Source organism: Chromobacterium sp. Ag138 (genome assembly GCF_055181315.1).
This window is the reverse complement of sequence record NZ_JBUPWA010000001.1, coordinates 2,852,861-2,863,300: the sequence shown is the minus strand read 5'-3', so window position 1 is coordinate 2,863,300 and position 10,440 is coordinate 2,852,861. Positions and strand designations below refer to the sequence as shown.

Below are 10,440 nucleotides of genomic sequence, written 5' to 3'. Positions count from 1 at the left end.
TCCGGTGGTTCTGAATGGAAGGGCCATCGCTCAACGGATAAAAGGTACTCCGGGGATAACAGGCTGATACCGCCCAAGAGTTCACATCGACGGCGGTGTTTGGCACCTCGATGTCGGCTCATCACATCCTGGGGCTGTAGCCGGTCCCAAGGGTATGGCTGTTCGCCATTTAAAGTGGTACGTGAGCTGGGTTCAAAACGTCGTGAGACAGTTTGGTCCCTATCTGCAGTGGGCGTTGGAAGTTTGACGGGGGCTGCTCCTAGTACGAGAGGACCGGAGTGGACGAACCTCTGGTGTACCGGTTGTCACGCCAGTGGCATAGCCGGGTAGCTAAGTTCGGAAGAGATAACCGCTGAAAGCATCTAAGCGGGAAACTTGCCTGAAGATGAGACTTCCCTGGAGGCTTGACCTCCCTGAAGAGTCGTTCGAGACCAGGACGTTGATAGGTCGGGTGTGGAAGCGCTGTGAGGCGTGAAGCTAACCGATACTAATTGCTCGTGAGGCTTGATCCTATCATTTGAGTGGCTTAGCGAGGCTAAGTGACGAGAGTGGATGTGCGACGTACATCAAATACCGAATATATGCGGGCTGGTTGAATACCAGCCCAGGCTTCTTCAAGTTTGTGCCAGTTTATGTCTGGTGGCCTTAGCGAGGTGGTCCCACGCCTTCCCATCCCGAACAGGACCGTGAAACGCCTTAGCGCCGATGATAGTGTGGCATTCGCCATGTGAAAGTAGGACACCGCCAGACGCCCCATAACGAAGCCCAGCTCAACCGAGCTGGGCTTTGTGCTTTGTGCGCGCGCCGCGCTGAGCGCGTTCCCATGAAAAACCCCGCCAGAAGACTGGCGGGGTTTTTTACTTGAATGCTGCTTTGGACGCTTACAGTCCCACCCACTTGCCTTGCTTCAGCTGGTACAGCGACACGGTGGCGTTCTGGATGTCGCCCTTGGCGTCGAACTTCACCGGGCCAGTAACGCCCTGGTAGTCGGTCTTGGCGATTTCCGGCAGGTACTTGGCCGGTTCGGCCGAGCCGGCGCGCTTCATCGCGGCGATCAGCACCTTGGCGGCGTCGTAGGTGTACGGCGCATAGGCCTGGATGTCGGCCTGGAACTGCTGCTTGTACTTCTGGCTGAACTCGCCGTAGCCGGGCAGCTTTTCCTTGGGCGCCCCGGCGCTGGAGGCGTAGCTGCCTTCGGCGTTGTCGCCGCCCAGCTTGGCGAACTCCGGCGTGTTGACGCCGTCGGCGCCCATGAAGGCGGCCTTGAGGCCGAGCTTGGCCATCTGTTTGACCATCGGTCCTGCCTGGGCGTCCATGCCGCCGTAGAACAGCAGATCTGGCTTTTCGCCCTTGATCGAGGTGAGCACCGCCATGAAGTCGGTGGCGGTGTTGGTGGTGAATTCTCGTTTCACCACCTTGGCGCCGGCCTGCTCGGCGGACTTGGCGAAGTCGTCGGCCAGGCCCTGGCCGTAGGTGGTGCGGTCGTCGATGACGGCCACGCGCTTGGCGCCCAGCTTGTCCACCGCGTACTTGGCCAGCGCCTGGCCTTGCTGCAGGTCGTTGGCTATCAGGCGGTAGGTGTTGTGATAGCCCTGCTGGGTGAACGACGGGCTGGTGACCGATCCGGAAATCATCGGGATGCCGGCGTCGGCGTAGATACGGGAGGCGGGAATGGCTGCGCCGGAGGTCAGGTGGCCGACGATGCCGGCTACCTTGGCGTCCACCATGCGCTGGGCCACCTGGGTGGCGACCTTGGGATCGGCCTGATCGTCTTCTGAAACCACTTCGAAGGTGACCGGCTTGCCGTCCAGCGTCAGCTTCTCGGCGTTGGCTTCCTGCACCGCCAGCTTGACGCCGTTGTCGGCGTCGCGCCCCCAGTGGGCGAAGGGGCCGGTCAGCGGGTTGGCGGTGCCGATCTTGACCACCGCGGAACCGGTGGCGGCCTGTTCCGGTTGCGGCGCCTGGCTGGCGGGTTTGTTGCACGCGGCGACGCCTGCCACCAAGGTGCACAGCAGCAGACTGTGTCGGGTTTTCATGATGAATCTCTCCTGATGCTCTTTGTTTATTTTGATAGTTGCGCCGGTGTGAGAGCCTGTCCAAAGTCTTTTTGTGAGCAGCGCACTTCAGCTAGCAAGCCAGATGCAAGGCGGAGGGCGTAGGCCTTGGCTATCCAAGGCCTAGCCTGACAACGCGGCAGGTGGTTTGCTGGCTGAACTGCCCCTTGGGGCCGTTTTCTGCCGGCGCCTGGCTTTGTCAAACCGCCCTTGCAGTGAATGACACTGCGGCGTGCCGTTTTCCGCGCCTTGCATCCGGCAGAAAATGGCCGCTGCCGCAAAAAGACTTTGAACAGGCTCTGACGGCGTGAGCTTACTGTGTCGGCCGATCCCGCTTTTGTCAATCGAACGGAGTCAACGCCTGGAGAGAGGCGGCGTCAGGACGCGCTGCGCGCGTTCTTGATGATCTTGTAGACCCACTGCACCGAGATGCCGTGCTTTTGCGCCAGCGAGGCGTGGTTGGCGCCGTTGAATTCCGCCAGGATGCAGCGGTCGCGCTCGGCCGACTTGCTGCTCTTGCCCAGCGGGAAGTAGACGTTCTGGCCGCCCCAGTGCTGGGCCATGCGCCGGGTGATCTCGAGGGCGATCTTCTCCGCCTGCCGATCTTCGGTGTTGGCCAGCTGGCGCAGCGCCGCGGTGATGTGGTCGGTCAGGTCGGCCAGCAGTTCCGGTCCCTTGCTGCGAAGTGGTGCCTGCATGTGCGCTCCCGCGTGATGTTGTTCTGATGGATGGCATTGTTCCATTTCCCGTTACCCCAAGCCGGATGACCGGTGTCAGCGCGATGTCAGTGCCGCATTTAGTAACAGCGGCTACAAGAACCCCGCCCCCTCCCTGCAGCATTCTTCGCCACATCCGGCAAGCGACTCCCGCTGGCCGGCAGTCCGAGCGCGGTTTCCGCGCGTCTCTTTTCCCCTCTGCTTGGAGTTCCGCTGTGGCAAGCACTTCCCAGATTGTCGGCGCGCTGTTGGCGCGTTTGCGCGGCGCGGCGCCGCAACTGGCCGTCGAGTATTTCGCCGGCGCCGAAGACGACTATCCGCTGGCGCATCCGCAGGGCGCGGTCCTGCTGTGCCTGCGCGGCAGCCAGTTCGGCCCGCTGCGCGACGGCTACGGCCAGGTGCGCACGCTGCAGCTGGCGATCACGGTGCTGCTGAACCAGCGGGACGCCGGGCTGGGGGATTGCGACGCGCTGGACGCGATACGGCGGGCCTGCCTCGGCTTCGCCTTGCCGGACTGCCAGCCGGCGTGGCTGCTGTCGGAGACTTTTCTGGGTTATCGCGACGGCGTGGCGCGCTACGCCATCGCGCTGGCCACCGACACCTTGCAAGTGACGGAGGCCGACCTGGAGCCCGTGATCATGCTTAACGCAGTCTCATACGAGGAGCAACCATGAAGTATCTGTATTCCGGTCCGATCAGCGGCGTCACCCTGGGCGACGGCCAGGAAATCATGCTGTTTCCCGGCAAGGAAGTGGAGATGCCGGAAGAACACAGCTACACCCGCACCCTGGTGGCGCTGGGTTACCTGAGCGCGCAGTCCGCGGGCGAAACCATCCCTTCCCATACCGCTGAACAAGGAGAGTAAGCATGGCGGCAAACTATCTGCATGGCGTTGAAACGATCGAAGTCGAACGCGGCCCGCGCCCGGTGCGCACCGTCAAGTCGGCGGTGATCGGCCTGATCGGCACCGCGCCGGCCGGCGCGGTCAACGTGACCACGCTGACCCTGTCGGAAAAAGACGCGGCGGCCTTCGGCCCGCAACTGCCCGGCTTCACCATTCCGCAGGCGCTGACCGGGATCTACGATCACGGCGCCGGCACCGTGGTGGTGATCAACGTGCTGGATCCGGTGGCGCACAAGAGTTCGATCAAGGACGAGGCCGTGACTTTGGACCCGGTCACCGACTCCGTGCGCCTGAAGTATCCGGCGGTGGCCAATGTGGTGGTCAAGAGCGCTGACGGCGCCACTCCTTATGTTGCCGGCCAGGACTACGCGCTGGACGCGGCCTTCGGCAAGATCACTCGCCTGAAGACTGGCAAAATCGCCGCTGGCGCTAGCTTGAATGCCAGCTACGACTACGCCGATCCGTCCAAGGTGACCGCCGCCGACATCATCGGCGCCGTCAACGCCGCGGGCAACCGCACCGGCATCAAGGCGCTGCAGGACACCTACAACAAGTTCGGCTTCTTCGCCAAGCTGCTGATCGCGCCGGGCTTCTGCACCCAGAACACCGTCGCCGCGGAAATGGCGGCGATGGCCGACAAGCTGGACGCCATCGCCTACGTCGACGCGCCGATCGGCACCGCCTTCGCCGACGCGCTGGCCGGTCGCGGCCCGGCAGGCACCATCAACTTCAACACCTCCAGCGACCGCGTCCGCCTGTGCTACCCGCACGTGATGGTGGCCGACGGCAACGGCGGCCTGCGCTACGAGCCGCTGTCGTCCCGCGCCGCCGGCCTGCGGGCCAAGGTGGACAACGACAAGGGCTTCTGGTGGTCCAGCTCCAACCAGGAGCTGGCCGGCGTGGTCGGCGTCGAGCGCCAGCTGACCGCGATGATCGACGACCCGAGCTGCGAGGTGAACCAGCTGAACGAAAAGGGCATCACCACCGTGTTCAACAGCTACGGCTCAGGCTTCCGCCTGTGGGGCAACCGCACCGCGGCCTGGCCGGCGGTCAGCCACATGCGCAACTTCGAGAACGTGCGCCGCACCGGCGACGTGATCAACGAGTCGATCCGCTACTTCAGCCAGCAGTTCATCGACATGCCGCTGAACCAGGCCACCATCGACGCGCTGGTGGAATCGGTGAACGGCTACGGCCGCAAGCTGATCGGCGACGGCGCGCTGCTGGGCTTCAAAGCCTGGTTCGACCCGGCCCGCAACCCGGCCACCGAGCTGTCCGCCGGCCACCTGCTGATCAGCTACAAGTACACCGTGGCCCCGCCGCTGGAACGCCTGACCTTTGAAACCGAGATCACCTCGGAATACCTGCTCAGCCTGAAAGGAGGCAATTAATCATGGCCGGCAAGATTGAAATCAACCGCATCACCAACGCCAACATCTACATCAACGGCAACTCGCTCTTGGGCCGCGCCGAAGAGATCAAGCTGCCGGACGTGTCCGCCATCATGCAGGAGCACAAGGCGCTGGGCATGGTCGGCAAGATCGAACTGCCGGCCGGCTTCGAGAAGCTGGAGGGCGAGATCAAGTGGAACTCGCTGTACAAGGACGTGGCCAAGATCATCGCCAATCCGTTCCAGGCGGTGCAGCTGCAGGCCCGTTCCAGCATCGAGACCTACGGCTCGCAAGGCCGCCTGCAGCAGGTGAGCCTGGTCACCTTCCTGACCGTGATGTTCAAGAAGAACCCGCTGGGCACCTTCAAGCAGCATGAAAACGCCGACTTCAGCTCCGCCTTCACCGCGACCTACGTCAAGCAGGTGGTGGACGGCGAGGACATCCTGGAGCTGGACTACATGGCCAACATCTTCCGCGTAGGCGGCAACGACATGCTGGAGCTGTATCGCCAGAACATCGGCGGCTAATCCCGGCTGTCCCGCGGACCTGGTCCGCGGGCGGTTGGGCGCGGCTGGCGGGGAGGACGCCTCCCGACCCCGCCAGCCGTCTTTGGCGCCGGTTCACGATCTTTTTCCGATCCGCGCAGCCCTGCCAGCAGGCTCTTAAAGCAAATCCCTAAAGCGCTTTCGCATACCCCGGATGCCGGCTGCCGGAAAATGACGGCATCCCAACCCGCTTCAAGGAGCGATCATGCAGATCAAGCTGAAATACCCGTTCACCAACGCCGCCGGCCAACGCATCGACACGCTGGAAGTGGCGCGCCTGAAGCGCGCCGACTTGAAGGCCGCCAGCCACCACAGCCAGGACGACGCCGACCAGGAAGACTTCCTGTTCGCCCGCATGACCGGCCTGACGCTGGAAGACATCGACCAGCTGGACATCGCCGACAGCCGCGCGCTGGCCGACAGCTTTCGCGAAATGGTGGGCGGATCCGACAACGCTTAAGTCGTTCGACGAGGTCTTGCTGACGGTGCTGAACTTGCCGCCGTCGGAGATCGACGCGCTGGCGCTGGACGACTACTGGTTCTGGTGCGAAGTCGCCGAGCGCGAGGTCCAGCGCCGCAACGAACGCCAGCAGCACCTGCTGGACGCCATGTAGGACGGCGGCCCGGCCGCTCCCAGTCCGAATCTTTTCCTGATCGGCCGCCTCCCGCCCGCCGGGACGGGGCCGATCGCCCTTTCTATTCCCCAAATACAGGCAATCACCATGGTAAGCGAGTTTTTCATCGGCCTTAAGGTGGGCGCGACGCTGTCCGGGGTGTTCGACAACGCCTTCCGCTCCGCGCGTTCCGCGATGGATGATCTGCGCAAGAGCAGCCTGCGCCTGTCCGACGCGCAGAAGGATCTGGCCGGCAATGTCGAGCGCACGCGCCGGGCTTATGCCGGGCTGGACCTGGCGCGGCTGGAGCGCCAGCATCGCCAGCTGGAGGCGACGCTCGGGCGCTTGACCCGCCAGCACGAAGCCTGGCAGGCCAGCCTGCGCCGCGGCCGGGCGCTGAACATCGCGCCGGGCGGCGCGCTGCAGTCGACGCTGCGCATCCAGCAAAGCCGGATCGAGGTCATGGCCTCGATCCGGCTGAGCGCGTCCATCCGCATGGTCGAGCAGAAGCTGGAAAGCCAGCGCCGCGACCAGGGCAAGGCCGAGCGCAATCTGCCGCCGGCGGGCGAGTCCCAGTCCGGCGGGCGCGGCGGCCAGGGGACCGGGAGCAAAAGCGGCAATCGGAGCGGCGACGGCGGCGACGATGCCGGCGACGCGCCCGCCCAACGCCCTTCTCCCTCCTCTCCGTCCTCTTCTTCCGGCTGGCGCTGGCCCAGCATCGATCTCTCCCTTGGCAAACTCCGCCTGCCGACCCGGCAGGAACTGATCCGCGCCGCCGATCTGGCCCAAAAAGCCGGCGCTGCCGTCGCTAGCGCCAGCGGCAAGGCGCATGCCGCGCTGTCCAAAGGGGATGGGCGCAAGGCGCTGGAGGCGATCCACGCCAAACTCAATCCCAAGCTGGGCGGCAAGCTGCCCAGCGTCGACAAGATTCTGGATGGTCTCAAGACCGCCGAGACCGTGGGCCAGGTGGTGTCCAAGACGGGCCAGCTGGCTGGCGTCACGCTGCGCAGCCTGGATGGCGTCAAATGGTCCGATCTGAAGCCGGGCGACGCCGGCAAGAGCCTGGTCGGCAAGGCCGACGACGCCAAGCGCGGCGGCGCGGTGATCGCCGACGCCAGCGGCAAGCTACATGCCGCCTTGTCCAAGGGCGAGGGGCGCGAAGCGCTGGACTTCGTCCACGGCAAGCTCGACAAGGCCTTGGGCGGCAAATTGCCCAGCGTCGACAAGATTCTGGATGGTCTCAAGACCGCCGAGACGGTAGGGCAGGTGGTGTCCAAGACCGGTCAGCTGGCCGGTGTCACGCTGCGCAGCCTGGACGGCGTCAAATGGTCTGATCTGAAGCAGGGCGACGCCGGCAAGAGCTTGATCGGCAAGGCCGATTACGCCAAGCGCGGCGGCGCGGTGATCGCCGACGCCAGCGGCAGGCTGCATGCAGCTTTGTCCAAGGGCGAAGGGCGCGAAGCGCTGGATTTCCTCCAAGGCAAGCTGGACAAGGCCCTGGGCGGCAAGCTGCCCAGCGTCGACAAGATCCTGGGCGGCCTCAAGACCGCCGAGACGGTGGGCCAGGTGGTGTCCAAGACCGGCCAGCTGGCCGGCGTCACGCTGCGCAGCCTGGACGGCGTCAAGTGGTCCGACCTCAAGCCGGGCGACGCCGGCAAGAGCCTGGTCGGCAAGGCCGATTACGCCAAGCGCGGCGGCGCGGTGATCGCCGACGCCAGCGGCAAGCTGCACGCCGCCTTGTCTAAGGGCGAAGGGCGCGAAGCGCTGGACTTCGTCCACGGCAAGTTGGACAAAGCCTTGGGCGGCAAATTGCCCAGCGTCGACAAGATACTGGGCGGCCTCAAGACCGCCGAGATGGTGGGCCAGATGGTGTCCAAGACCGGCCAGCTGGCCGGCGTCACGCTGCGCAGCCTGGACGGCGTCAAATGGTCCGATCTCAAGCCAGGCAACGCCGGCAAGAGCCTGACCGGCGCGGCCGACTATGCCAAGCGCGGCGGCGCGGTAGTGGCCGACGCCAGCGGCAGGCTGCGTGCCGCGCTGTCCAAGGGCGAGGGGCGCGAAGCGCTGGATTACGTGCATGGCAAGCTCAACGCCAAGCTGGGCGGCGCGCTGCCCAGCGTCGATTCGATATTGGGCGGGCTGGGACAGCTGGAGGAACTGGGCAAGACCGTATCCAAGGCCGGCGGGATGGCGGGCAAGGCCTTGCGCGCTTACTCCGGCGCGTCCGGCAACGTTTTCCAGAAGGCGATGGCCGCCGCCGGCTCCTTGCTGGACGGCGATGAAGCAGGCGGCGACTCTGGCTCCAAAGCCGGCGGCAAGGACGGGAAGGGGAAAAAGCGCCCGGCCGCCAAGCCAGCGGCCAAAACGCCGAAAACCGGCGAGGCCGCCAAACCCCAGTCCAAGACAAGGGCCAAGCCGGTTCCCGAGGCCGAGTCTCCCGCCAAGCCCAACGCAGCGTCCAAGCCGGCGGCGAAGCCATCGCTCAAGCCTGGCAACGCGCTGAAAGAAGCGCGCGGCCTGCCGGGCAAGAGCAAGAGCTTGCTGTCCGGATTGAAGCTGCCCAAGTCCGGCGGCGGCCTGCTGAACACCGGACTCAAAGCGCTGAGCAAGGGCGGCAAGGGCTTGAAGAGTTTGATCGGCAAGGCCGATCTGCTGGGTGTGGGCATGGACTTGCTGTCCACCAGCCGATCCAGTCTGAGCCCGCAAGCCAAGGCGGCCGCCTACGGCAAGACGCTGGGCGGCACCGCCGGGGCCTTGGCCGGCGGCGCGGCCGGCGCAGCCATCGGCACCATGCTGTTGCCCGGCGTCGGCACCTTTGTCGGCCGGCAGGTGGGCAGCTGGCTGGGGCAGAAGGGCGGCGAATGGCTGGGCGAGAAGATAGGCAACTGGGCAGGCAAGCCGAGCGCGGCGCCGAAGCCGGTGGCGGTGCCCAAGCGGGCGATCCCGCCCAAGCCGGTGGCGCTTCCCAAGCCGGCGGCGCCAGTCAAACCATCGCCCAAACCGGCTGCCAAGCCGGCCGCTCAGGCGCAGCAGGCGCAACAGCTGCGGCGCATCCAGCAGACGGCCAACAAGGCCGCGGCCAAGCCCGCCGGTCCGGCCGCCGTGTTCAACATCACCTTCTCGCCGCAGATCACCATCAATGGCGCGGCGTCGTCCGGCGTCAAGCAGCAGGCGCAGCAGGCGATGCAGCAGTCTTTCGCCGAGTTCGAACGAATGATGAAGCGCTACGAGGCCGACCGTCAGCGGCGCAGCTACGCGGCGCGCGGCTGAGGAGAGGCATCCATGAAGAAAGGAGCAAACGATGTACGCGGTACTGGGTGACATCGAGTTCGACCTGATCAGTTATTTCGACGGCCTGGAGCAGCGCGGCGGCAGCGATTACGCCGAGCACGCGCGGATAGGCGGCAAACCGGTGCTGCAGTTTGTCGGCGACCGGCTGGACGAGGTGCGCATCGACCTGGTGCTGCATGCCGCCTATTGCCAGCCGGACGCCGAGCTGCAGCGGCTGCACGCCGCCCGCCAGACGCACCAGGCGCTGGCGCTGGTGTTGGGCAACGGCGATCACAAGGGCCATTTCGTGATCACCGAGCTGACCAGCACCGGCCGCCAGAGCGACCGCACCGGCAATCTGTTGGCGGTGGAGGCGCAGCTGTCGCTGCGCGAATTCCGCGGCCAGGCGGCGCCGTCGCCCAAGCCCGGCCTGTTGGGCAGCGTCAGCGGCCTGCCGCAGGCCAAGCTGCAGCAAGCGCTGGCCGGCGCCGGCTTCAAGCCTGACCTGTCCGGCCTGAGCAAGGCGCTGTCCCAGGCCAAGACCATGGCGGTGCAGGCGCGCAAGGTGGTCAACGACGTACGCGAGCTGAAAGACCTGGCGCGGCGCGATCCGCTGTCGGCGCTGGGACGGGTGCCGGGCGTGCTGAAGGACGTGCAGACGGCGGTGCCGGGCATCGCCCAGGGCGTGGAGCGACTGAACCAGTTCATCCAGCCGTATTCGCGGCTGGCTGAGAGCATCAAGCCGCTGATCCCGCAGTTTCAAGCCATGGGCCGCCAGCTTGGCGCGCTGGCTGAAACGATGCAGGGCTGCACGCTGGACAACGTCGCCGACAAGCTGGGCAAGGCGGAGGCGACGGTCCGCGACATCGACAAAAACTGGCCGACCCGCGATATCGAGATGGCGAAGTTGGCCGCCAAAGCGGTGCTGCGCCGCATTCTGGAGTGA

Annotated in this window: 10 protein-coding genes, 1 rRNA gene and 2 other annotated features; of the genes, 9 read left to right on the top strand and 2 right to left on the bottom strand. The window is 65.4% G+C overall.

Annotation, left to right across the window (positions count from 1 at the left end; genetic code table 11):
* The first annotated feature begins 54 nt into the window (after positions 1-54).
* Positions 55-214: a sequence feature (23S ribosomal RNA rRNA prediction is too short), on the top strand.
* A gap of 19 nt (positions 215-233) precedes the next feature.
* Positions 234-499: a sequence feature (23S ribosomal RNA rRNA prediction is too short), on the top strand.
* Positions 500-635: 136 nt separating this feature from the next.
* Positions 636-750: ribosomal RNA gene (rrf, locus tag ACY3GB_RS13200) — 5S ribosomal RNA — on the top strand.
* 131 nt (positions 751-881) lie between these two features.
* Here the strand turns inward: rrf and ACY3GB_RS13195 are convergent.
* Both ACY3GB_RS13195 and ACY3GB_RS13190 read right to left on the bottom strand, forming a co-directional pair.
* A complete protein-coding gene (locus ACY3GB_RS13195; protein WP_463089139.1) occupies positions 882-2,036 on the bottom strand; it encodes a branched-chain amino acid ABC transporter substrate-binding protein in 1,155 nt (384 codons plus the stop codon).
* 395 nt (positions 2,037-2,431) lie between these two features.
* Complete coding sequence (locus ACY3GB_RS13190) at positions 2,432-2,752, bottom strand: Mor transcription activator family protein (protein WP_463089138.1); 321 nt, start codon at positions 2,750-2,752, stop codon at positions 2,432-2,434.
* Positions 2,753-2,985: 233 nt separating this feature from the next.
* On the opposite strand from ACY3GB_RS13190, the gene ACY3GB_RS13185 reads away from it, so the two are divergent.
* The 8 genes from ACY3GB_RS13185 to ACY3GB_RS13150 all read left to right on the top strand — a co-directional run bounded on the left by ACY3GB_RS13185 (position 2,986) and on the right by ACY3GB_RS13150 (position 10,440).
* Complete coding sequence (locus ACY3GB_RS13185) at positions 2,986-3,444, top strand: Gp37 family protein (protein ID WP_463089137.1); 459 nt, start codon at positions 2,986-2,988, stop codon at positions 3,442-3,444.
* Positions 3,441-3,635 (top strand): hypothetical protein, encoded by a 195-nt coding sequence (locus ACY3GB_RS13180; protein WP_021476589.1) that lies wholly within the window; start codon positions 3,441-3,443, stop codon positions 3,633-3,635. The genes ACY3GB_RS13185 and ACY3GB_RS13180 overlap by 4 nt, the downstream gene beginning before the upstream one ends.
* A gap of 2 nt (positions 3,636-3,637) precedes the next feature.
* Complete coding sequence (locus ACY3GB_RS13175; RefSeq protein ID WP_463089136.1) at positions 3,638-5,065, top strand: phage tail sheath subtilisin-like domain-containing protein; 1,428 nt, start codon at positions 3,638-3,640, stop codon at positions 5,063-5,065.
* A gap of 2 nt (positions 5,066-5,067) precedes the next feature.
* Complete coding sequence (locus ACY3GB_RS13170; protein ID WP_011133965.1) at positions 5,068-5,592, top strand: phage major tail tube protein; 525 nt, start codon at positions 5,068-5,070, stop codon at positions 5,590-5,592.
* Positions 5,593-5,815: 223 nt separating this feature from the next.
* Positions 5,816-6,070: a phage tail assembly protein gene (locus ACY3GB_RS13165; RefSeq protein WP_011133966.1), complete on the top strand. Its 255-nt coding sequence runs from the start codon at positions 5,816-5,818 to the stop codon at positions 6,068-6,070.
* Positions 6,071-6,086: 16 nt separating this feature from the next.
* Positions 6,087-6,224, top strand: coding sequence for a hypothetical protein (locus tag ACY3GB_RS13160; protein ID WP_463089135.1), 138 nt, complete (start codon positions 6,087-6,089; stop codon positions 6,222-6,224).
* Between the two features lie 108 nt (positions 6,225-6,332).
* On the top strand, positions 6,333-9,494 hold the full coding sequence (locus tag ACY3GB_RS13155) for a hypothetical protein (protein WP_463089134.1): 3,162 nt from the start codon (positions 6,333-6,335) through the stop codon (positions 9,492-9,494).
* Between the two features lie 31 nt (positions 9,495-9,525).
* Entirely contained in the window at positions 9,526-10,440 is a 915-nt protein-coding gene (locus ACY3GB_RS13150; RefSeq protein ID WP_463089133.1) for a phage tail protein, read from the top strand.

Bases quoted from the DNA above. Each gene is read 5' to 3' on its own strand.
- ACY3GB_RS13195 (WP_463089139.1), bottom strand. From the start codon at position 2,036: ATGAAAACCCGACACAGTCTGCTGCTGTGCACCTTGGTGGCAGGCGTC.
- ACY3GB_RS13190 (WP_463089138.1), bottom strand. From the start codon at position 2,752: ATGCAGGCACCACTTCGCAGCAAGGGACCGGAACTGCTGGCCGACCTG.
- ACY3GB_RS13180 (WP_021476589.1), top strand. From the start codon at position 3,441: ATGAAGTATCTGTATTCCGGTCCGATCAGCGGCGTCACCCTGGGCGAC.
- ACY3GB_RS13175 (WP_463089136.1), top strand. From the start codon at position 3,638: ATGGCGGCAAACTATCTGCATGGCGTTGAAACGATCGAAGTCGAACGC.
- ACY3GB_RS13170 (WP_011133965.1), top strand. From the start codon at position 5,068: ATGGCCGGCAAGATTGAAATCAACCGCATCACCAACGCCAACATCTAC.
- ACY3GB_RS13165 (WP_011133966.1), top strand. From the start codon at position 5,816: ATGCAGATCAAGCTGAAATACCCGTTCACCAACGCCGCCGGCCAACGC.
- ACY3GB_RS13155 (WP_463089134.1), top strand. From the start codon at position 6,333: ATGGTAAGCGAGTTTTTCATCGGCCTTAAGGTGGGCGCGACGCTGTCC.
- ACY3GB_RS13150 (WP_463089133.1), top strand. From the start codon at position 9,526: ATGTACGCGGTACTGGGTGACATCGAGTTCGACCTGATCAGTTATTTC.